Raw genomic sequence first — 22064 nt, forward strand, 5'->3', positions numbered from 1 at the left:
CCGCGATGCCAGCTTGGCCTCCTGTCGATCTGGCTGACGAGACGCGGCCCTTGCGCCGCGTCATGCCAATGGAGGGGCCTGCCTTGAGYGAACCTTGCGATCTCAGTGCCGTCGAGGCGCGCGCCCTGATCGGGGCGAAGTCCCTCTCAGCCAGCGAATTGCTGGAAAGCTGCATCCGCCGCATCGATGCCGTCGACCCGGCCGTCAATGCCATGGTTGCGCGCGATGACGAGCGAGCGCGGGCGGCGGCGAGAATGGCAGATGAGTCGACGATGCGCGGCGATGCTCTCGGCGCCCTGCATGGCCTGCCGGTCGGCATCAAGGATCTCGAGAATGTCGCGGGCCTGCGGACGACCTATGGCAGCCCGCTGTTTCGGGACTTCGTGCCGCCTGAAGACCAATTGATCGTCGCCTCGGTCCGCAAGGCCGGCGCCATCATCGCCGGAAAGACCAACACGCCGGAATGGGGCGCCGGCGCGAACACGCGCAATGCCGTCTATGGCGTCACCGGCAATCCCTTCGATCCCTCCAAATCGGCGGCGGGCTCCTCCGGCGGGTCCGGCGTCGTGCTGGCAACCAACATGGTGCCGATCGCGACCGGCTCGGATACGGGCGGCTCGCTGCGCAATCCGGCGGCCTTCAACGGCGTCGTCGGCTTTCGGCCGACACCGGGGCTGGTCCCGAGCGATAAGCGACCCTTCGGCTGGAACCCGCTGAGTGTGCTGGGCCCGATGGCGAGGACCGTGCCCGACCTCTGCCTGCTGCTCTCGGCCATGGTCTCGGACGATGCCTGCGATCCGCTGGCAACGACGATCTTCGGCCAGACCGTGCGCAAACCGGAGGATTTCGCGCGGCCGGCCGAGATCGACCTTGCCTCGCTGAAGGTCGCGTTGACGCCCGATTTCGGTTTCGCGCCGACCGAGCGGCATATCCGTGAGGTCTTTGCCGAGAAGACCGGGTTGTTCAATCACCTCTTTGCCGTCGCTGACGAGGCGACGCCCGATTGCAGCGGCACGGACGAAACCTTCGAGGTCTTGCGCTCGCTCTCCTTCCTGGCCTCGATGCATGAGCGGGTGCGCGACACGCCCGAACAGGTCGGCCCCAATGTTCGCGCCAATGTCGAGGAAGGACTGCGCTACAGCGCACTCGACGTCACCCAGGCGCTGAAGCAGCAGACCGTGCTCTACAAGAACTGGCAGAGCTTCTTCTCGCGCTTCGACGTCATCCTGTCGCCGGCCGTGACGTTGAGCCCGCGGCCCTGGAGCGAACTCTATCCGGCCGAAATCGACGGCAAGGCGACGCGAACCTATTTCCACTGGCTGGCACTGGCCTATGCCGTCACCGTGGTCGGCCACCCCGCGATCTCGCTGCCGGTCGGACTGGATCGCAACGGCATGCCATTTGGTTTGCAGATCGTCGGTCCGCGCGGCGGCGACGCCAAGGCGCTTGCCGTTGCGGCGGCCCTCGAGCGGGTGCTGGCAGGCGATCCACGTACGGCGCGACCGGTGCCGGACATCGCCGCGCTGGCGAAGGCTCGACGCCTGAGCGACAGTCCAGGGTTCCTGGGGTTCGACTGACGCGCCGTCGCCGCCAATACAATGACAAGAGGGGATTTCCGTTGAAGCGCCGTATATTCTTGAAGGGGGCCGTCGCAGCCGGCCTCGGCAGTGCCTCGTTGACGTCTCTCGCCCGGGCCCAGGCCGGGCGCTCCACGCTGATGAAATTCGTGCCGCAGGCCAATCTGAGCGCGCTCGACCCGATCTGGACCACCGCGACCGTGACCAATAATCACGGCTACTATGTCTTCGACACGCTCTTCGGCGCCGATATGGACTTCAAGCCGCAGCCACAAATGGCCGAAGGGCACGAGGTGCTGAACGATGGCAAGACCTGGCGCATCGCGCTTCGTGACGGTCTGGTCTTCCATGACGGCGCGCCGGTCAAGGCCGCCGATTGCGTCGCCAGCCTGAAGCGCTGGTGCCAGCGCGACCCGTACGGGCAGTTGCTGGCCAAGGTGGTCGAGAGCTGGCAGGTCGTCGATGACCGGGTCTTCGAGATCAAGCTGACGCGCGCCTTCCCGACGATGCTCGAGGCTCTCGCCAAGGTCGATACGCCGCCCTTCATCATGCCCGGACGGCTGGCCGTGACCGATGCCAGCAAGCAGGTGACGGAGATCGTCGGCTCCGGCCCCTACCGCTTCATCCCGGGCGAGTATGTMTMCGGCAGCCGGGTGGTCTACGAGAAATTCGCCGGCTACAAGCCGCGTCCCGAGCCGGCGAGCCGCAACGCCGGCGGCAAGACCGGCTATTTCGAGCGGGTGGAATGGCAGGTCCTGCCCGATCCCGCGACCGCGGCTTCGGCCCTGATGAAGGGCGAGGTCGACTGGTGGGAGCGTCCGTTGACCGACCTGCAGCCGCTGCTCGCGAGCAATCCCGAGATCAGGCGGGAGGCGACCGACACCTCCGGCCGGATGGCGATCATGCGGTTGAACCACCTGCACCCGCCCTTCAACAATCCCAAGGTGCGCCAAGCCGTTCGCATGGCGGTCAACCAGGAGGATTACATGCAGGCGACGCAGGGCGACGACACCACGCTCTGGCAGACCTGCCGCAGCCTCTGGCCGCGCGGCACGCCCTATTATACCGGCGAGCAGGAAGACCTGATGCCGCAAAAACTGGACAAGGCGAAGGCCGCCCTGGCGGCGTCCGGTTATGCTGGCGAGAAGGTCGTCATCATCAGCGCCACCGATTTCCCCGATATCGGCCCGCTCGGGCAGGTCACCGGTGAATTGCTGCAGCGTCTCGGCATGAATGTGCAGATGGCCGACAGCGACTGGGGCACGGTCGTGCAGCGTCGCGGCAATCGCGAAAGCGTCGAGAAGGGCGGCTGGAGCATATTTCACACCACCGGCCCGGCGGTGGGCTGGAGCAACCCGGCCCTGTCGCTGCTCGTCCGTGGTCAGGGAGCGAAGGGCTGGTTCGGCTGGTGGGAGAACGAGACCGCCGAGAAACTGGCCGAGGAGTGGCTCTACGCCGCCGATGCGGCTGGCCAGAAGAAGGCGGCCGTTGCCCTGGCGCGGCTGGCGCTGGAAGAGGTTGCGACCATCCCGCTCGGCCAGTTCGCTATTCGCACGGCCTATCGCAAGAGCCTGACCGGCATGCTGCCGGGCTCCGCGCCCTATCCGTGGGGCCTGCGCCGGGCCTGACCGGCGCAGGGCGGAGTCGCGTCAGGCCGCAGGGGCTGCCGCGACCGCGGCCGACCAGGGCGATACGAGATCGCTGCAACCCTCCGCGCCGTCGGTGTCGGCGCGGATCAGGTTCGGGCAGGCGAAGTTGATCGGCAGCACCCCGTGCTCGACGATCGAGACCGGTCCGGCCGCTTCCAGCGCATCGAGAACATCGTCGGGCAGGCGGCAATCGGCGCTGGTCGAATCCGGCCCGGAGACGTCGATGCGCGGCGCATGGGCGGCCTCGCCGACGTCCATGCCGAAATCGAGCGTCCAGGCCAGGCTCTGGTAGACGCTGGCGAGGATGCGCCGGCCGCCCGAGGCGCCCATGGCAAACCGCGGCCAGTTGCCGTCCTTCGGAGTCACCACGACCGGGCACATGTTGCAGAGCGGTCGCGCGCCAGGGGTGATCGCATTGGCGCTGCCGGGGCGCGGATCGAACCACATCATGCCGTTGTTCATCAGCACGCCGGTCTCGGGCAGCACGACGCGGCTGCCCATCGACGAGAGCAGCGTGGTGGTAATGGCGACAAGATTGCCCTCGCCATCGACCACGGTCAGATGCGTGGTGCAGGTGTCGGCCGGTTCCGGTGCAGCTTGTGCGGCGCCGAGTCCGGAGAGGCGCTCGGCATAGGCCTCGCGCATCACCGTCGAGAGCTTTGCGAACCAGGCGGCGTCCGGGCCTCCCGTCGGCGGAGCGACTGCCGCCATGCCTTCGACGACTGCGGCGAGCGTCGGGGCGGCCGTCAGCCCGCCGGCCGTGTGCAGCAGATGCGTTCCGCGCCAGTCGATCACGGGAGCCTGCCGGACGGTCGCTTCGCAGCCTGCGAGGTCGGTCGCATCGACGACGCCGCCCACTGCCGCGATATCGGCTGCGAGGCGCCTTGCGGTTTCGCCTTCGTAGAAGTCGCGCAGGCCGGCCTCGGCCAGGCGCTCCAGGGTCGCTGCAAGATTGCCGAGCCTCATGAAGCCCGGGACACCTTGATAGGGCGGCACCGGCGGCAGGCCGCCAGGCAGATAGATGCGGGCGCTTTCTTCATAGAGCCGCAAGACCGAGGCCGAGGAGGCGATCTTCAGCGTCGTGTACCAGTCCTGCGCCAGCCCGCGCCTGGCGAGCGYGATCGCAGGGGCGAGGAGGTCGGAGACCGGCAGTCCGCTGCCGAAATGCTGTTTCAGCGCCGCATAGCCCGCAACCGACGAAGGGATGCAGAAGGAGAGCGGTCCGTGGATATTGCGGTCGTCCACCACCTCCGGCCAGGTGAAGAGGTCCTTCTTCATCGCGCCGGTCAGCGGGTAGTCCGCCGGATCGGCGCGACGGGGCGCGACGGGGCCGAAATCGATGACCTGCGCCCGCTGCTCACCGGCCTTCAGCACGACCGCGAAGCCGATGCCGCCGAGACCGCTGTTCCAGGGTTCGACCGCGGCGAGCGCGAAGCAGGCAGCGACGGCGGCGTCTGCGGCATTGCCGCCAGCGTCCAGGATCGCTGCGCCGGCTGCGGCTGCCTCGCGGTTCTGCGAGACGACAATGCCGTTCTTTCCGCGCGCCGAGGGCTTGGTCAGGTTCCAGTTCTGCGTCCGGTAGACAGTCTCACGCGCGCTCTTGGCAACGGCCATATATCCAACTCCCCTTGTTCGAGGGCGCATGCTTCCACGATTCCGCGGCGCGGCGGAAGGCTGGCAAAGCAGGCCCGCCCTGCGATCGGCTCGGGGGCGGCTCTGCTGCGGCGGCAGGGTTCGCGACCCCAGGTTGAGGATGTCGCAGCAAATGGCTGGCGCAATGCGTGCGAGCCATTAATCTTGGAACGGATTGAACCTCCGCCGCATTCGCAGCGACAAACCTGCGAGCCGGCATGCAGGGCCCCGCGCGATGCATACCGAGTCCGACGAAGACCTCGTCAAGCGGATCGCCTCGGGCGACCGGCTCGCGATGAAGGTGCTGTTCTCGCGGCACCAGGTGCATGTCTATCGTTTCGCGCTGCGGCTCGTGCGCGACGAGACGGTTGCGGAGGATGTGATCAGTGACGTCTTCATGGACCTCTGGCGGCAGGCGGACCGGTTCGAGGCGCGCGCCAGCGTCACGACCTGGCTCCTCGCCATCACCCGCAACAAGGCCTACTCGCTGCTGCGCAAGCGGCGCGAGGCTGGCCTGGACGACGAATTCGCCGAATCCATCGAGGACGAGGCGGACGATCCTGAAATCGTGCTGCAGAAGCAGGACAAGGGTCTCGCGATCAGGGCCTGCCTCGGGAAACTCAGCCTCGAACACCGCGAGGTCATCGATCTCGTCTATTATCACGAGACCTCCGTGGAGGAGGTGGCGCGGATTGTCGGCATCCCCGAGAACACCGTCAAGACGCGGCTCTTCCATGCCCGCAAGAAGCTGGGCGAGCTGCTCAAGGCGGCCGGGATCGATCGGGGCTGGCCATGAGTGCTTTCGGAGGCCGGTTCGATCCGCCCAATCGGGAGGTGCGCCATGACTGAGGGCATCGCGACCGATCCGAGGCGACGTGAGCTCGAAGAGCTGCTGCCCTTCTACGCCAATGACCGCATTTCGGCTGCCGACAAGGCGCGCGTCGAGACGGCGCTGGCGACTGATCCTGAACTCGCCGCACGGCTCGAGATCATCCGTGAGGATATGGCGGAGACGATCCTGCTCAACGAGAGCCTGGGCGCCCCTTCGCCACGCGCGCTCGACCGTCTGATGGCCGGCATCGAAGCCGAACCGCAGCAGGCGCCGCTTCTGGCACGGGCCCGCGGCGGCTTCCTGAGCTGGCTCGGCCAATGGCTGGCGGCGCTGCCGCCGCGAAAGCTTGCCTATGCCAGCGCCGCGGCTCTGGCATTGATCGCGATTCAGGGCGTTGCGCTGACGGGCGTTGCCCTGCGCGGTGGCGGGGGTGGGTTCCGGACTGCGTCTGCGCCGGGAACATCGTCCTCGGAGCGTTATGTCCTGCTCAGCTTCGTACCGGATGCAAGGGCCGCCGACATTGCCGCTTTCTTCAAGCGCTACGAGGCGTCGGTGGTCGACGGTCCGCGCGCCAACGGCTTCTTCAAGGTGCGCGTCGGCGACGCGAAGCTGACGCCGGCGCAGGTCGACGCCATCGCGGCGCGGATGAAGGCCGAGGCTGCGATCATCAGCTTCGTAGCGCCGGCCCCGTAGCGGGCGCGACGGGGGCTTTGGGATGCTGGCCTTGGGGCCGAAATGGGGAGTGGGTGCCGTGCTCCGTCAAACCAGCGGGAGGTCGCATCAACAGTGGGCGCGATTTGCCGGTTGCGCCGCCCTTGTCTGGCTCATCGGGCTGATTTTCCCAGCTTCCGCTCAAGATTTCAGGACCGGCGGTCAGCGCTTCGGCCAGGGCCAGGGACTGAGCCAGAGGTCGGAGACAGGAAGCGATCGCGTCCCGACGACCAGGCCCTATCCCGACCAGCGTCCCGGTGGCGCGCCTGGGCGGCCGCCTCGTTATCCTGGACGATATCCGGGCGGAGGTAGCTGGGGGCCCGCGGCCGTCGGTGTCGGCGCCGGCATCATCGGCGGGTTGATCCTGGATCAAGCGAGCCGCCGGCCGGTCATCATCGAGGATTATGAGGAGGAGCCGGTGTTGCGCAGGCCGCGGCGGCCGCCGTCGGTTCGAGAGGTTGCGCCGCCCCGGACGCGGCGCGCCGCTCCTCCCGTCTCACCGCCGCCGACCCGAGCCGCCCGGCCGGCCGCGCGTCAGCCCAATGTGATCGTCCCGCCGGCCACCGAACGGCGGTTGGTCAATGAGGAGATCCTGTTCGAGCTTGCGCCGAATGCGCAAGCCGAGGCGGTGCTTCGCCGCTATCGCGCGACGCAGATTGCCAGCCGGCGGTTCGCGCTTGCCGGCATGACCATCATTCGTGCGCGTCTCGAGGGCGGCCGCAGCGCCAGGGGCGTGCTGGCCGAGATGGTGAGCGATCCGCGCGTCGCCAGTGCCCAGCCGAACTATCTTTATACCTTGCAGCAGGACGAACCGAAGGGCACCGCCCAGCCGGCGGGCGCGGATGGTGTACCGGTACCGCCAGCAGGCAGGCCTGACGATGCCGAAAAAACGATCGTCATCCCGGATCTTCCTCCGATCCCGCCACTTGTCTCGACTGTGCCCAAGCGCGAGCTGCAGCCGCAATATGTGGTCGAGAAGCTGCATCTCGACGATCTGCACAAGATCGCGCGCGGTGCGGCGATCCGCGTGGCCGTGATCGATTCCGGTGCCGATACCAGCCATCCGGAGCTGCAGGGTGTTCTTGCCGGTTCCTTCGATGCGCTCGGCGGCGAAGGCCAACCCGATGCGCATGGCACTGCGATGGCGGCGGCGATCCTGGCGCAGGCGCAATTGCAGGGGATTGCTCCGGGCGCGCGGCTTCTGGCGGCGCGCGCCTTCTCGGGAGCGGCGACGACGGGGCCCGCCAATGGCACGACCTTCCATATCCTGACGGCGCTCGACTGGGCGGCAGGCGAGGGCGCCCGCATTCTCAACTTGAGCTTCGCCGGCCCGCAGGACCGGCTGCTGTCACGCTCGCTCGCAGGGGCCAAGACCAAGGGCATGATCGCGGTCGCGGCCGCGGGCAATGGCGGAGCCAAGGCGGCGCCGCTCTATCCGGGCGCCGATCCGAATGTCATTGCCGTCACTGCGAGCGATGCAGACGACAAGCCGTTCTCCGGGGCCAACCGGGGTGATTACATTGCGGTTGCCGCACCGGGAGTCGATGTGCTCGCGGCCGAGCCGCAAGGACGCTACGCCTTCTCGTCAGGCACCTCGATCGCAGCGGCCCATGTCTCGGGACTCGTGGCACTGCTGCTCGAGAAGCGTCCGGAGCTCGGCCTCGATGAGGTGCGCAGGCTCCTGAGCGAAAGCGCCGTCGATCTCGGCGGCAGGGGCAAGGACCCTGTCTTCGGAGCGGGCCGGGTCGACGGACCGGCGGCCCTGTCGCGCGCCCTGCCAATGTCGACGGCTCGCCCCTGAAAAAAAAAACGGCGCTGCTTTGAACCTTCTGCGCGCTTGCCGCGACCAATGGTCATGGAGGGCGAATGGTTCGCTCCCGATCGAGCTGCAGGAGACAGACGATGACCACCTTCCGGAAGAGCATGGCCGCCACTCTCGCCGCCTTCACGCTCGGCACCGCGCTCCTCGCCAGCGTAGGTGGCGCCGAAGCCCGCCCGCGCTACCGCGGCCCGTATTGGGGTGTCGGTGCCGGCATCGTCGGAGCGCTGGCCGTCGGCGGATTGCTCGCTGCCTCAACTGGCCGTGCCTATGCCGAGCCGGTCTATGAGGAGGATGCTCCCGTCCGCCGCTGCGAGCTGGTCGAGCGCATCAACCGTTTCGGCGACGTCGTCGGCCACCGCCGGGTCTGCAGCCTCTACTGAGCCAGCGCGTGGCCTCTTGCAGTCCGGCTCTCCGCAACCTCCGGAGGGCCGGACCCGTTTGAGTGTCCGGCCGCAACTGGTCCAGCCGTGAAGTGTCCGCGCTGGGCGACGCGCAGCATCGCTTGCAGAGCATGGCAATGAAATTGTCCGGCCTCTCGGCTTGCTTTAGTGAGCGACTGACTGGTTAGCCGAAACATAAGTCATAGCTCATGAATGTGACTACGCCGGTCGGGATCGCCCGTCGCGCAACAATGCCCGTGCTGATCGCCCTCAGCGTCACGCACCTGCTCAACGACATGATTCAGTCGCTGATTCCGGCTATCTATCCGATCATCAAGACCGCCTATGCGCTCGATTTCGGACAGATCGGGCTGATCACCCTGACATTTCAGGTCTCGGCCTCGCTGCTGCAGCCGCTGGTCGGTCTCTACACCGACAAGAAGCCGATGCCGTATTCGATGGTCGTCGGCATGGGGTTTTCCCTGTTCGGCCTCGTCGGCCTGGCCTTTGCCAGCAGCTATTCGCTGCTATTGCTGGCGGCAGCCTGCGTCGGCATCGGTTCATCGATCTTTCATCCCGAGGCGACGCGCATGGCGCGCAATGCGTCCGGCGGGCAGCATGGCTTGGCACAGGGGATCTTCCAGGTCGGCGGTCAGACCGGGGGCGCCCTTGGGCCCTTGCTGGCAGCCTTCATCATCGTGCCGAACGGCCAGGGCAGCCTGGCATGGTTCTCGGCGGCGGCACTGATCGCCATGGCACTGATGGTCTGGACCGCAGGGCAGTCCGCACTCGTCGGTCCGCGGCAGGTGCGCGGCAAGGTCGCGGGTGCAGCCGACCCGGTCGCGATCCCGGCACCGCCCCTGGCGAGCGTTGCTCCGGCCGTCGCAATCCTGATTATTCTGCTGTTCTCGAAGAACGCGTACAGCGCGAGCTTCAGCTCGTTCTACACCTTCTACCTGATCGGGAAGTTCGGCGTTTCCGTCCAGACCTCCCAGGTCATGCTGTTCCTGTTCCTGGGGTCCTCGGCGGCCGGTGCCCTGTTCGGCGGCATGCTCGGTGACAGGATCGGGCGCAACAAGATCATCTGGTTCTCGATCCTGGGTGCGCTGCCCTTCACGCTCGTGCTGCCCTATGCCGACCTCTTCTGGACGGGCGTCCTGACCATTATCATCAACCTGATCATGTCGAGCGCCTTCGCCGCCATCCTGATCTATGCGATGGAACTGATGCCGGGCCGCATCGGACTGGTCGGGGGCTTCTTTTACGGGCTGTCCTTCGGACTCGGTGGCATTGCGGCAGCCCTGCTCGGCGAATTTGCCGACCAGCTCGGCATCGAGACGATCTATCGAATCTGCTCGTTCCTGCCGGCGATAGGCCTGCTCGCCTGGTTCCTGCCGACCCTGAAGGAACCGCGCCATAGCTGAGCCATGGAGGGTTTGGCCTTGTCTGGCTCGTGGCCGGACAGGTCTGCGGCACGGCCCCTGACAAGCGGGCCGCTTGACCTTCTCGTCCGCTTCAGCCTCATGTCCGGCCATCATGCGCCGCCCCAAACTCCTCTTCGTCGTCACGGAAGACTGGTTCTTCGCCTCGCATTTCCTGCCGATGGCGCGCGCTGCGCGCGAGTTGGATCTGGATGTCGTCGTGATCGCGCGGGAGCGCCAGCATCGTCGCGTCATCGAGGCGACGGGCGCCCGGCTGATTGCGCTCGAAGCGGAACGGGGCAGCCTCTCGCCGCTGGCACTGGTGCGCCAGGTCCAGACACTGAAGCGTCTGATCGCAGCCGAACGGCCGGATATCCTGCACTGCATCGCGCTGAAGCCGATCGCGCTGGCAGGGCTGGCCGGCAGGCTCGCCGGGATCGACCGGCGCGTCTATGCGCTGACCGGGCTCGGCTTCCTCGGGGCCAGACAGGGGCAGCTCGCCGCCCTTGCGCGGCTGGCCGCCCGGACCTGGCTGCGTGAGGCGATCGACGGACCCGGCGTCCGCTTCCTGTTCGAGAATCCCGATGATCCGGTGACGCTGGGGTTCGATCCGCAAGACAAKGGCAAGGTCGCGATCGTCGGCGGCGCGGGGGTCGATCCGCTCGTGCTGATGCCGGAGCCGATGCCGCCGGCGCCGCCGCTCAAGGTCGCGCTGGTCGCGCGCATGCTCTGGTCGAAGGGCGTCGACCTCGCCGTCGAGGCGGTGAAGCTCGCCAGGGCGCAGGGCGCGCGCGTCGAACTCACCATCCATGGTGCGCCGGACGCGTCCAATCCGAAGGCGATCCCGGAGACGACTCTCAAGGAATGGGCTGCGCGTCCCGGCATCCATTGGGCCGGTCCGACGCGCGATATCGAGGGTGTCTGGCGGAGCCACCATCTCTGCTGCCTGCCATCGCGCGGCGGCGAAGGGCTGCCGCGAACGATCCTCGAGGCGGCGGCCTGCGGCCGGGCTATCCTGACGACCGATGTGCCGGGCTGCCGCAGCTTTGTGCGCGACGGGCAGGACGGCATGGTGGTGCCGTCGGACGATGCGGCTGCGCTCGCCAAGGCGCTGATCGTGCTCGCAGCTGCGCCGGGGCTGGTCGAGCGGATGGGCGCGAGCGCGCGCAACCGTCTGCTCGATGGCCACACCGAACGCGATGTCATGGATGCGGTGAAGGCGCTCTATCGTGGCCTCTTGGCCCGGCCCCAGACGGATGTCGCGGCGTGAGCGCGCCGCTCGCCACGCTTGATCGGCGCGGCTTCATCCTCGCGCATACGCGGCTGATGCCGGTGCCTCATGCGTCCGAAATCAGCCTGCATGTCGCCGAGGAGGCGACCGAACTCTGGCAGAAGACAGAGGACGAGCTTGCGGTCATCGGGTTGCCGCCGCCGTTCTGGGCCTTCGCCTGGGCAGGCGGACAGGCGCTGGCACGGCACCTTCTCGATCATCCCGAGATCGTGCGCGGCAAGCGCGTGCTCGATTTTGCCAGCGGCTCGGGTCTCGTCGCGATCGCGGCGGCAAAAGCCGGGGCGGCCCATGTTCAGGCTTGCGATATCGATGCTTTCGCGGCCGAGGCGATCACGCTGAACGCGGAGGCGAACGGTGTCTCGGTGACTGCAGCTCTGGAAGACCTGATCGGGCGCGATGACGGCTGGGAGCTGATCTGCGCCGGCGATGTCTGCTATGAACGGGCCATGGCGGAGAGCGTGGTCGACTGGCTTTCGGGGCTGGTTGCCCGCGGCGCCGAAGTGCTGATCGGCGATCCGGGGCGCAGCTATCTGYCGCGGCAGCGCTTGCAGGAACTGGCGACCTATGAAGTCCCCGTGACGCGCTCGCTGGAAGACGCCGAGATCAAGAAGAGCACGGTCTGGCGATTGAGTATCGCCTGACCCGATGGCCCCGATCATGGGGCATATCGTATCCGATCCCATGATCTAACGTCTGCGGTTGCATGGGCTTTCACGAAAGCCGCAATCCACTTTCCGGGCCGATGCCCTAGGAGATCGCCTCCTTCAGGTCGAGCGTTCCCTGGACGCCGATGGCGTCGTAATTGCGTTTCAGCCAGCGCTTCGCGGCAGCGCGGCCCATGTCGCGCAGCCGCAGCAGAAAGTCCCATTCCGCGTTCATGCGCGTGGAACTGGTCAACTCGGCCAGAGGCGGCCCGCCATCGATGCGGTGCATCAGCACGCGCTTGTACTCGTCCTTGGGCAGCTTGCCGGCATCGACCAGGCGATTGACGAAATCGATGGCGCGCAGCTCGCGCAGCAGCGAGGCGTTGAAGGTGATTTCGTTCAGCCGGTCCTGGATGGCGCGGGCATTGGTCGGCAGTTCCTTGCGCTGCAGAGGGTTGATCTGCACCAGCAGGATGTCGTCGCCGGTAGCCTCATAGAACAGGGGAAACAGGGCGGGGTTGCCCATATAGCCGCCGTCCCAATAGGCCTCGCCCTTGATCTCGACCGCCTGGAATAGCATCGGCAGGCACGCCGAGGCCATCAGGTGGTCGGCCGTCAGTTCGTCGCCATTGAAGACCTTGATCTTGCCTGTGCGGACATTGGTTGCGGCAATGAAGAGCTTGACCGCCCGGCACGCCTGAACCTTGTCGAAGTCGATCAGGTCGGCGATCACGCCGCGCAGCGGGTTGATGTTCAGCGGGTTGACGTCATAGGGGCTCGCGACCTTGGAAAAGAGCTCGAACCAGAGCAGTCMGGGCTGGGTGCCGTTCTTGCCCCAGGCGCCGAGCATGGTGTCGATCAGCGAACGCTCGGAGCCGCCATATTTGCCGTCGACGCTGATGCGCCGCCAGAAATTCTCGAGCTGGGTGCGGGCGCCGTCGATGCCGCCGTCGATCCAGCCCTCGCTAAGCACGACTGCGTTCATCGCACCGGCGCTGGTGCCAGACAGCGCCTCGATGGCGAGGCGTCCGTCCTCGAGGATCGCATCGAGCACGCCCCAGGTGAAGGCGCCATGGGCGCCACCACCCTGGAGAGCAAGGGAAACGCTCTTCTCGGCCTTGGGACCGGCGAGGCCCTCGACCAGACGCGCGCCGGTCCTGCGCCTGCCGGTCACGCTGCGGTCCAGCCGCCATCCATCGGCAAGGTGGCACCGGTGATAGATTTCGCCGCATCCGTGCAAAGGAAGATCGCGAGCGCCGCGACCTGCTCGACCGTCACGAACTCCTTGGTGGGCTGGGCCTCGAGCAGCACGTCATTGATGACCTGCTCCTTGGTCAACCCGCGCGCCTTCATCGTATCGGGGATCTGCTTCTCGACCAGCGGGGTCCAGACGTAGCCGGGTGCGATGGCGTTGACCGTGATGCCTTTGGTTGCGACTTCAAGCGCGACCGTCTTGGTGAAGCCGGCAATGCCGTGCTTGGCCGAGACATAGGCCGACTTGAAGGGCGAGGCGACAAAGGCATGGGCCGACGCAGTGTTGATGATCCGGCCCCAGCCCTTGCGCTTCATTCCGGGCAGCGCGGCGCGGGTGGTGTGGAAGGCCGAGGACAGGTTGATCGCGATGATCTGGTCCCATTTCTCGATTGGGAACTCGTCGACCGGCGCGACATGCTGGATCCCGGCATTGTTCACCAGGATGTCGATGGCGCCGAATGTCTTCTCCGCCTCCGCAACCATGGCGGCGATCTCGGCCGGCTTGGTCATGTCGGCCGGCGAGAACTGGGCCTTGATTCCGAACTCCTTCTCGAGTCCGCTGCGCAGCGCCTCGGCATCGGGGGCCGGCATGATGCCGTTGATGACAAGATGGGCGCCTTCCCTGGCGAGTGCGCGCGCATAGGCGAGACCGATGCCGGAGGTCGATCCGGTGACGAGGGCGGTACGATCTTTAAGGAACATGAGCGTCGAGGCTCCTGACACGGGCTGAGAAAATGCTTACGTTGCATATTTGAACGGGCAGTCTTTCCGTCCCCGCAAAGGCGGTCGCGGCACGTTGCCCGATGTAGTATTGCAACGCAACATGATGAAAATGCAGCCACACGCCCACGCGCATGACGGCCATGACCATGCGGCCTGTCGCCATGCCCAGGATCACCAGCGTCATGCCGCGGAAGCGCTGGCGCGCGCCGAGAAGCTCTGCCGGGAGCGCGGCCTGAGACTGACGCCGATCCGTCGCAAGGCCCTGGAGGCCCTGCATGCCGACCATCGCCCGGTCGGCGCCTATGATCTGGCCGATCGCATTTCGCCGCCCGGTGGCCGGCGTCTCGCACCGATCTCGGTCTATCGCGCCCTGGATTTCCTGGTCGAGCAGGGGTTCGTGCACCGCCTGAGCTCGCGCAATGCCTATGTCGCCTGCCTGCACGGTCACGGCGCCAGCGACGTTGTCGCCTTCCTGATCTGCGAGACCTGTGGCGGCGTCGACGAGGATTCCTCGCCGGCCATGCGTCAGGCGGTGGCGGCGATCGTACATGGGCGACAATTCGTGCCCTCGCATCAGGTCGTCGAGATCGTCGGTCGCTGCGACCATTGCCGGAGCGCACATCCCCATGAATGAAACGGTTCTTACGGCCGCGCTTGCCGATGTCGCCGGGCCGCGGCCGCGCCGCTACACAGTTCCGGTTAAGGTCGGAACCGTCGAGGTTGGCGGCGGCGCGCCGATCGTCGTGCAGTCTATGACGAATACCGATACTGCCGATATCGCGGCCACCGTCGGGCAGGTCGCCGCGCTTGCGCGTGCGGGGTCCGAGCTCGTTCGCATCACCGTCGATCGTGACGAGGCTGCGGCTGCCGTGCCGCATATCCGCGAGCGCCTCGATATCCTCGGCATCGACGTGCCGCTGGTCGGCGATTTCCACTATATCGGCCACAAGCTGCTGACGGATCACCCGGCCTGCGCGGAGGCGCTGGCAAAATACCGGATCAATCCCGGCAATGTCGGCTTCAAGGACAAGAAGGACCGGCAATTCGGCCAGATCGTCGAGCTCGCGATCAAGCATGGCAAGGCAGTCCGTATCGGCGCCAACTGGGGCTCGCTCGATCAGGAGCTGCTGACCGCGCTGATGGACGAGAATGCCTCCTCCCCGCAGCCACTCGATGCGCGGGCAGTGATGCGCGAGGCCATGGTGCAGTCGGCCCTGCTCTCGGCTCAACGGGCCGAAGAGATCGGGCTGGCCAAGGACCGCATCATCCTTTCGGCCAAGGTCTCGGGCGTGCAGGATCTGATCGCGGTCTACCGGACGCTTGCGGAGCGCGGCGACTATGCCATTCATCTCGGCCTGACCGAAGCGGGCATGGGGTCGAAGGGGCTGGTCGCGTCCTCGGCTGCGCTCGGTATCCTGCTGCAGGAAGGCATCGGCGACACGATCCGCTTCTCGCTGACCCCGGAGCCCGGCGGCGACCGGACGCTGGAGGTCAAGGCGTCGCAGGAATTGCTGCAGACCATGGGGTTCCGCGCCTTCGTGCCGCTGGTCGCGGCCTGTCCCGGCTGCGGCCGCACGACATCGACGGTGTTCCAGGAACTGGCGCGGGATATCCAGAACTGGATTTCGTCCTCGATGCCGGACTGGAAGACCCGCTATCCCGGCGTCGAGATGCTGAACGTCGCGGTGATGGGTTGCATCGTGAATGGGCCGGGCGAATCCAAGCATGCCGATATCGGCATCTCGCTGCCGGGAACGGGCGAGGTCCCGACCGCTCCGGTCTTCGTCGACGGCAAGAAGGTCGCGACATTGCGCGGCGCCGGAATCGCATCCGAATTCAAGGACATGGTCAACGCCTATATCGAGCGACGCTACGGGATGCGCGCCGATGCGGCGGAATGAGCCGGCTCTCCTTGTGCGCGGTTCGGCCGCGCGCCTTTGCGCGGTGGCGGCGTTATGTTAGAGGCCCCGGCCTTTCGCTGCATTGCAGCACCCGCGGAGAACCCTGATGGGGCATGAGCAGCCGACTCCGCCGACCGGACAGGTTGGCGAGACACGTTTCGGCCTTGAAGACGGGCACGGCTCTTCTGCGACAGGCGGGCATTCGACCGCAAGCTACACGGCTCTCGCACTTGGGGCGCTTGGCGTCGTCTATGGCGATATCGGTACGAGCCCGCTTTACGCCCTGCGCGAGACCATCGTTACGGCCGCGGCGGTGCATAGCGGCGGCGGGAGTGAAATGGCGGCGGTGCCGCGCGACATCGTCATTGGCGTGCTTTCGCTGATCCTGTGGTCGCTCGTCATTGTCGTCACGCTGAAATATGTCGTGCTGCTGATGCGAGCCGACAATAATGGCGAAGGCGGCATCCTGACATTGGTGGCGCTGGCGCAGCGCGCGCTTGGCCGCATGCGGGGAGGAGTGGTGCTCTTCCTCGGCATGGCCGGCGCTGCTCTGTTCTATGGCGATGCGGTGATTACACCCGCGATCTCGGTGCTCTCCGCGGTCGAAGGCATCAAGCTCGTGACGCCGGCTCTCGACGACTACGTCGTCACGATCGCGTCCGTGATCCTCGTCGGCCTGTTCATGGTGCAAAGCCATGGCACCGCCAAGGTGGCGACCTTCTTCGGGCCGATCATGCTGATCTGGTTCGCGACCCTGGCGGGGCTCGGCATTCTCCACATCGCGGACGATGTCGGCGTGCTCRCAGCGATCAATCCCTATTATGGCCTGCGCTTCTTCGTCGATCATCCGAACGTGTCGCTGGCCGTGCTCGGCTCGGTCTGCCTGGCCGTGACGGGCGCAGAAGCGCTCTATGCCGACATGGGCCATTTCGGCCGTGGACCGATCCGTAGCGCCTGGATCTACCTCGTCTTCCCGGCTCTCGTGCTGAACTATCTCGGCCAGGGCGCGCTGGTTCTGTCCGACCCGACCGCGATCGACAACCCGTTCTACAAGCTGGCGCCGGAAGGCTTCATCCTGCCGCTCGTGATCATGGCGACGGTTGCAACGATCATTGCCAGTCAGGCCGTGATCACCGGGGCCTTCTCGCTGACCCGACAGGCGATCCAGCTCGGCCTGATGCCGCGCTTGGAAATCCGCCATACCTCCGAGCACACCTCCGGGCAGATCTATATTCCGCGCATCAACATGCTGCTGCTGCTCGTGGTGCTGCTGCTGGTCTGGAGCTTCAAGACGTCGTCGAGCCTCTCGCATGCCTATGGTATCGCGGTTTTCGGCACGATGGTCGTCAGTTCGCTGCTGGCCTTCATCGTCATCGAGAAGAGCTGGGGCTGGAGCCGCCCGGCCGCCGCGGCGTTGATCCTGCCGTTCCTCGTGATCGACGTCGCATTCTTTACCGCGAACCTGCTCAAGCTCTTCAGTGGCGGCTATATGCCGGTGCTGCTGGCCATCGCCCTGGTCGTCCTGATGGCGACCTGGGTGCGCGGCACCCGGATCCTGTTCGACAAGACCCGCAAGACCGATGTCCCGCTGCTCGAGCTGGTCGCGATGCTCTCCAAGAGCCCGCCTGTCCGGGTCAAGGGCATGGCGGTGTTCCTGACCAGCGACCCGCAGACGGCCCCGGCATCGCTGCTGCACAACCTGAAGCACAACAAGGTGCTGCATGATCGCAACGTTATCCTGACCGTGCGCTCGGCCGATACGCCACGCGTCGCCGACGAAGAGCGCGTTCGCCTCTCGCGCATCACCGACGATTTCTGGCGTGTCGAACTGGTCTATGGCTACATGGAGAGCCCGAACGTGCCCAAAGGGCTCGCCATGCTGCGCAAGCAGGGCTTCAAGTTCGACATCATGTCGACCTCGTTCTTCCTGTCGCGGCGCTCGATCAAGGCCTCACCGCAATCGGGCATGCCGATCTGGCAGGACAAGCTCTATATCACCCTGACCAAGAGCGCGACGGACGCGACCAGCTTCTTCCAGATCCCGACGGGACGCGTGGTCGAGGTCGGGACGCAAGTGACGGTGTAGCGCAGGATGATGAGGACGGCGGCGAGCCGACCCCGTCCCTGATTGCAGCCTGCCGATGTTCGGGCCTGGATCGCGGGCCTTTCCTGGGTCGCCAGTGAAGGCGGCCAAGCCGCGGTGTCATTCCAGGATGCGCGTCTCGTAGGCATAGAGCCGGCGAAAGCCGAGGCTCGCATAGAGGCTGATCGCGACCGCATTCGTCTGGTCGACCTGGAGATAGGCACGGTCGCAATCGAGCAGCTGCGCCCAGGACATGAGCCCGGAAACCATGCGCCGGCCAAGTCCCTGTCCGCGGTGACCGGGATCGACGACGATCGAGCCGATCTCGGCCATGCCGCGCTCGGCGACGCATATGCCATAGGCTACCGGCTCGCCGCCATGGAACAGCGTGGCGAAAGCCGCAGGCAGGCGCACCTTCTCGACGATCGCCGCCAGCTTGGTCTCGCTGCGTCTCGAGCCGGTCTGGTGCGACGTCACTCCCGCAATCCAGTCCCGGCTCGGACGGGCCTCGATCTGAAGCGCGGGTTCGACCTCCGGCGGCTTGCCGTCGAGATCGGCGATCAGCCCAAAGGATGCATCCTTCAGCCGGTAGCCGCGGGCGAGGATGCGCTCGCGCGTTGCTGCCGAGATCAGCGGGGTCAGCCTGACACAGGGCGGGAGGCCGTCAGCCTTGTAGAATTCCTCGATCAGTTCGAGGGTCGCATCGTCGAGTTCGGCCTCCGGCTTCAAGGGCGAGGCGGAATTCGCCCGGCCGGAATAGCCGTTGGCGAAGCGCACGACCCAGTCGCCGATCAGCAGCGTCGAGGGAGCCGGCCAGGCGTTGACGATGCGCCTTTCGCATTCGGCGATGCATGCCGGATCGTACGGAACATCAGAGATCATCAGGCGCCTCGTGCCGCGCGGGGTTGAGGCCGCCAGCCCGGTGGCGCCATCTCGAAGCCGGAGAAGTCGAAACCGGGCGCGACCGTGCAGCCGACCAGCGTCCAGGCACCGAGCGACGTCGCACTTTGCCACCAGCCGGTCGGCACCACGAATTGCGGGCGCTGTCCGGCGAGGAGATCGCGGCCGAGATGATGCGCCGAGGCGTCATGGCCGTTTGGGGACACGCTGATCACCAACGGCGCACCGGCATAGTGATGCCAGATCTCGGCTGCATCGACGCGGTGCCATTCCGATGTCTCGCCGGTGTCGAGCAGATAATAGATCGCCGTCGAAAAGCCGCGCCCCTCCGGTCCTGCCCCGTCGCGAAAGGTCTCGCGATAATGCCCGCCTTCCGGATGCGGCTTGAGCTCGAGCAGGCGAATGATCCCTGCCGCGCTCAACCCGTCTAGCCGGTTCATCGTCATCGCTCAGAACCTGTTCTTGGCTTCACGAAGGGCGGCGAAGACCTTGCCGGGTTCACCCCCGGCAAGGCCCGCAGAGGTTGCGAGCGCGGCTTGTCCGGCGCGGAAGAAGGGGTTGGTGGCCTTTTCCTCCCCGATCGTGGTCAGCGCCCAGAACCGCCCGGCCGCCTTGGCCGCTTCGGCCTCGGCGAGCCTGGTCTTCAGCACGGCATTGGCGGGATCCACGGACACCGCGAAACGGGCGTTGGCGAGGGTGTAGTCGTGCCCCGTGATCAGCTGGGTGTCGTCGGGCAGGGTCATGATCCGCGACAGCGACGTCCACATGGCGGGCAACTGCCCGGGCTGAACGCGTCCGCAACCCATGACGAAGACGACATCGCCTACGAGCGCGAGCCGGGTCTGCTCGCCGACAAAGGTCAGATGCCCATCGGCGTGGCCGGGCGTGTGCCAGACGTCGAAGACGAAGCCTCCGAGTGGAACCCGATCGCCTTCGCCGACGACGGTGTCGACGGGGGCAGCGTCCCGGGCGTCCGCGGGGCCGTAGACTGTCGCGCCCGTGGCTTGCTTGAGCGCGGCGACGCCCTGGACATGGTCGAAATGGGAATGGGTGATGAAGATGTCGGAGATGGCCCAGCCCTTCTCCTCGGCTGCGGCCAGCACCTCCTTTGCGTCGGGGACGTCGACCGCCGCGCAGGCGTGGGTCGCGGGATCGCGAATCAAGGCGCCGGCATTGTCGCTCAGCGTGCGGAAGATATGGATGTCGAGGGACATGGAAGGCTCCTGGCGCGGGAAGCGAAGGATAACCGCCGGGAGGCGATCAGCGCATCATGAATTGGGGCATGACCGGCACGCGATCAAGCATGGCCGTGTGCTGCCCGAGCAGAACCCGGTGCCCTTGCGTCGGCGCCACCGCCGGTCCATTTCATGTTCATGGCTCTCGACGTCGTCGACCTTCGCGCCTTCTATGCCAGTCCCCTCGGCCATGTCGCCCGGCGCTTCATCGGCCGGGCGATGCTGCGTTTCTGGCCGGATTGCGGACGCCAGCGCCTGCTCGGCCTGGGTTTCTGCACCCCCTACCTGACGGTGCTTGGCGCCAATGCCGAGCGCGTGCTCGCCTTCATGCCGGCGGCGCAAGGCGTGGTGAACTGGCCGTCGGAAGGTCTCTCGGCCTCGGCCTTGGTCGAGCCGACGCTGCTGCCCTTGCCGACAGCCTCGGTCGACAGGGTCGTGCTGGTTCATGCTCTTGAGGAGACAGAGAGCCCCGACGACCTGCTCGACGAGGTGGCGCGCGTGCTCAGTCCCGGTGGCCGCATGCTCGTCGTCGCGCCCAATCGCCGTGGGCTCTGGGCCCGGATGGACGGAACGCCCTTCGGTCACGGCCGCCCGTTCAGCCGCTCACAGCTCGAATCGCTGATGCGCGGCGCGACTTTCGCTCCGGAGAACTGGGCCGAGGCGCTCTATGTACCCCCGCTCAAACGCAAGCTGTTCATGCGCTCCGCCCCAGCCTGGGAGCGGGTTGGCTCGGGGCTGTCGCTGCCCTTCGCTGGCGTCCATGTCATCGATGCGACCAAGCAGTTCTATCGCCGGGCGCCGCTGCGTGCGACGCGGCGCAGTTTTGCCTTTCGTCCCGTCCTGCTGCCCCAGCCCACCCCGACGCCACGATTGGGCGAAACGCGGGACAAGCGCCCGGCGGGTTGACAATCACAGCGTGGCACGGCCAAGGTCCGCCGCTTTTCGGGCCCCGGTCTTCCGTCTCCCCCTGCGGATCGACGGCCCCGCCCCAGAACTGGATCACAATGCGTAGCTATCTTGATTTCGAGAAACCGGTCGCCGAGCTTGAGGCGAAGGCGGATGAATTGCGTGCCCTGGATGCAAAGGGGGACGGCTATTCTCTGTCCGAGGAAATCGGAAAGCTCGATGCCAAGGCAAACCAGGCGCTCAAGGACCTCTATGGCGCCCTGACGCCCTGGCAGAAGACGCTGGTCGCCCGGCATCCGCAGCGACCGCATTTCATCGATTACTGTGCAGCGCTGATCACCGAATTCACGCCGCTTGCGGGCGACCGCGCCTTCGGCGAGGACGAGGCGATCGTCGGCGGTTTCGKGCGCTTCCGCGGTCAGCCGGTCTGCGTGATGGGGCAGGAGAAGGGCAACAGCACCGAGACCCGCATCCGGCACAATTTCGGCATGCCGAAGCCTGAGGGCTATCGCAAGGCTGTCCGTCTGGCCGAGCTTGCCGATCGTTTCGGCCTGCCGGTTCTGAGCTTCGTCGACACCGCCGGTGCCTATCCGGGGATCGAGGCCGAGGAGCGCGGGCAGGCGGAAGCGATTGCGCGCTCGACCGAGGCATGGCTCGGTCTGCGCAGCCCGAGCGTCGCGCTGGTGATCGGCGAGGGCGGATCAGGTGGTGCCATCGCAATCGCTGCCGCGAGCCGCGTGATGATGATGGAACATGCGATCTATTCGGTGATCTCGCCGGAGGGCGCGGCCTCGATTCTCTGGCGCGATACGGCGCGCGCCCAGGACGCCGCGACCGGCATGAAGATCACGGCGCAGGATCTGCTGAAATTCGGCATCATCGACCGGATCGTCAGCGAGCCCACCGGAGGGGCGCATCGCGATCCCGAGATGGCGATTTCGCGCGCTGGCGATGCGATCGCAGCTGCCCTGTCCGATCTCGCGGGCCTCTCGGCCGAGCAGGTCGTCGCCCAGCGCGAGGAGAAATTCCTCGCGATCGGCCGCAGCCTTTGAGCTTCGCAATCCCGCTGTTTACGCTTCCTTTACCGTATGGCCAGATCTGAC

At 66.4% G+C, this 22064-nt stretch carries 20 protein-coding genes; 14 read left to right on the forward strand and 6 right to left on the reverse strand.

Features of this window, described 5'->3' with window-relative positions:
- Positions 1 to 83: 83 nt before the first annotated feature.
- Together AC1DRP_RS02155 and AC1DRP_RS02160 are read left to right on the forward strand one after the other, a co-directional pair.
- Positions 84 to 1577 carry an amidase gene (locus AC1DRP_RS02155; protein ID WP_476767681.1) on the forward strand — a complete coding sequence of 498 codons (1494 nt, stop codon included), beginning with the start codon at positions 84 to 86 and terminating at the stop codon, positions 1575 to 1577.
- Positions 1578 to 1675: 98 nt separating this feature from the next.
- Entirely contained in the window at positions 1676 to 3205 is a 1530-nt protein-coding gene (locus AC1DRP_RS02160) for an ABC transporter substrate-binding protein (RefSeq protein WP_476767682.1), read from the forward strand.
- Positions 3206 to 3226: 21 nt separating this feature from the next.
- Here AC1DRP_RS02160 and AC1DRP_RS02165 read toward each other — a convergent pair whose 3' ends face one another.
- Entirely contained in the window at positions 3227 to 4840 is a 1614-nt protein-coding gene (locus tag AC1DRP_RS02165; protein WP_476767683.1) for a gamma-glutamyltransferase, read from the reverse strand.
- Positions 4841 to 5093: 253 nt separating this feature from the next.
- Here AC1DRP_RS02165 and AC1DRP_RS02170 point away from each other — a divergent pair, with 253 nt between their 5' ends.
- From AC1DRP_RS02170 to AC1DRP_RS02200, 7 genes are all read left to right on the forward strand, one after another.
- Positions 5094 to 5654, forward strand: a complete 561-nt coding sequence (locus AC1DRP_RS02170; RefSeq protein WP_441504290.1) for a sigma-70 family RNA polymerase sigma factor — start codon at positions 5094 to 5096, stop codon at positions 5652 to 5654.
- A 45-nt stretch (positions 5655 to 5699) separates the two neighbouring features.
- Positions 5700 to 6383 carry an anti-sigma factor family protein gene (locus tag AC1DRP_RS02175; RefSeq protein ID WP_441487845.1) on the forward strand — a complete coding sequence of 228 codons (684 nt, stop codon included), beginning with the start codon at positions 5700 to 5702 and terminating at the stop codon, positions 6381 to 6383.
- Between the two features lie 376 nt (positions 6384 to 6759).
- A complete protein-coding gene (locus AC1DRP_RS02180; protein WP_476767684.1) occupies positions 6760 to 8202 on the forward strand; it encodes a S8 family serine peptidase in 1443 nt (480 codons plus the stop codon).
- A 101-nt stretch (positions 8203 to 8303) separates the two neighbouring features.
- The gene (locus AC1DRP_RS02185) at positions 8304 to 8603 is read left to right on the forward strand and encodes a hypothetical protein (protein ID WP_441504292.1); all 300 of its coding nucleotides are present in this window, start codon (positions 8304 to 8306) and stop codon (positions 8601 to 8603) included.
- A 209-nt stretch (positions 8604 to 8812) separates the two neighbouring features.
- Positions 8813 to 10027 carry an MFS transporter gene (locus AC1DRP_RS02190; protein ID WP_441504293.1) on the forward strand — a complete coding sequence of 405 codons (1215 nt, stop codon included), beginning with the start codon at positions 8813 to 8815 and terminating at the stop codon, positions 10025 to 10027.
- Between the two features lie 112 nt (positions 10028 to 10139).
- Positions 10140 to 11294: a glycosyltransferase gene (locus tag AC1DRP_RS02195; RefSeq protein ID WP_476767685.1), complete on the forward strand. Its 1155-nt coding sequence runs from the start codon at positions 10140 to 10142 to the stop codon at positions 11292 to 11294.
- 56 nt (positions 11295 to 11350) lie between these two features.
- Positions 11351 to 11956 (forward strand): class I SAM-dependent methyltransferase, encoded by a 606-nt coding sequence (locus AC1DRP_RS02200; protein WP_476767692.1) that lies wholly within the window; start codon positions 11351 to 11353, stop codon positions 11954 to 11956.
- Positions 11957 to 12062: 106 nt separating this feature from the next.
- Here AC1DRP_RS02200 and AC1DRP_RS02205 read toward each other — a convergent pair whose 3' ends face one another.
- Together AC1DRP_RS02205 and AC1DRP_RS02210 are read right to left on the reverse strand one after the other, a co-directional pair.
- Complete coding sequence (locus AC1DRP_RS02205; RefSeq protein ID WP_476767686.1) at positions 12063 to 13133, reverse strand: patatin-like phospholipase family protein; 1071 nt, start codon at positions 13131 to 13133, stop codon at positions 12063 to 12065.
- On the reverse strand, positions 13130 to 13915 hold the full coding sequence (locus AC1DRP_RS02210) for a 3-hydroxybutyrate dehydrogenase (protein ID WP_441487851.1): 786 nt from the start codon (positions 13913 to 13915) through the stop codon (positions 13130 to 13132). The genes AC1DRP_RS02205 and AC1DRP_RS02210 overlap by 4 nt, the downstream gene beginning before the upstream one ends.
- Positions 13916 to 14045: 130 nt before the next feature.
- On the opposite strand from AC1DRP_RS02210, the gene AC1DRP_RS02215 reads away from it, so the two are divergent.
- The 3 genes from AC1DRP_RS02215 to AC1DRP_RS02225 all read left to right on the forward strand — a co-directional run bounded on the left by AC1DRP_RS02215 (position 14046) and on the right by AC1DRP_RS02225 (position 17923).
- On the forward strand, positions 14046 to 14570 hold the full coding sequence (locus AC1DRP_RS02215; protein WP_441487852.1) for a transcriptional repressor: 525 nt from the start codon (positions 14046 to 14048) through the stop codon (positions 14568 to 14570).
- Complete coding sequence (gene ispG, locus AC1DRP_RS02220) at positions 14563 to 15837, forward strand: flavodoxin-dependent (E)-4-hydroxy-3-methylbut-2-enyl-diphosphate synthase (protein ID WP_441487853.1); 1275 nt, start codon at positions 14563 to 14565, stop codon at positions 15835 to 15837. The genes AC1DRP_RS02215 and ispG overlap by 8 nt, the downstream gene beginning before the upstream one ends.
- A gap of 106 nt (positions 15838 to 15943) precedes the next feature.
- The gene (locus AC1DRP_RS02225) at positions 15944 to 17923 is read left to right on the forward strand and encodes a potassium transporter Kup (RefSeq protein ID WP_476767687.1); all 1980 of its coding nucleotides are present in this window, start codon (positions 15944 to 15946) and stop codon (positions 17921 to 17923) included.
- A gap of 117 nt (positions 17924 to 18040) precedes the next feature.
- On the opposite strand, the gene AC1DRP_RS02230 is transcribed toward AC1DRP_RS02225, so the two are convergent.
- From AC1DRP_RS02230 to gloB, 3 genes are read right to left on the reverse strand one after another with little or no spacing between them, the layout of a single operon-like run.
- The gene (locus AC1DRP_RS02230) at positions 18041 to 18802 is read right to left on the reverse strand and encodes a GNAT family N-acetyltransferase (protein WP_441504297.1); all 762 of its coding nucleotides are present in this window, start codon (positions 18800 to 18802) and stop codon (positions 18041 to 18043) included.
- Entirely contained in the window at positions 18802 to 19260 is a 459-nt protein-coding gene (locus AC1DRP_RS02235) for a cupin domain-containing protein (protein WP_441504298.1), read from the reverse strand. Before AC1DRP_RS02235 ends, AC1DRP_RS02230 begins: the two co-directional genes overlap by 1 nt.
- Before the next feature lie 9 nt (positions 19261 to 19269).
- Positions 19270 to 20034, reverse strand: coding sequence for a hydroxyacylglutathione hydrolase (gene gloB, locus AC1DRP_RS02240; RefSeq protein WP_441487856.1), 765 nt, complete (start codon positions 20032 to 20034; stop codon positions 19270 to 19272).
- 159 nt (positions 20035 to 20193) lie between these two features.
- Here gloB and AC1DRP_RS02245 point away from each other — a divergent pair, with 159 nt between their 5' ends.
- Both AC1DRP_RS02245 and AC1DRP_RS02250 read left to right on the forward strand, forming a co-directional pair.
- A complete protein-coding gene (locus AC1DRP_RS02245; RefSeq protein ID WP_441504504.1) occupies positions 20194 to 20961 on the forward strand; it encodes a class I SAM-dependent methyltransferase in 768 nt (255 codons plus the stop codon).
- Between the two features lie 98 nt (positions 20962 to 21059).
- Complete coding sequence (locus tag AC1DRP_RS02250) at positions 21060 to 22013, forward strand: acetyl-CoA carboxylase carboxyltransferase subunit alpha (protein ID WP_476767688.1); 954 nt, start codon at positions 21060 to 21062, stop codon at positions 22011 to 22013.
- Positions 22014 to 22064: the final 51 nt, after the last annotated feature.

Source organism: Allobosea sp. 01N443 (genome assembly GCF_056399325.1).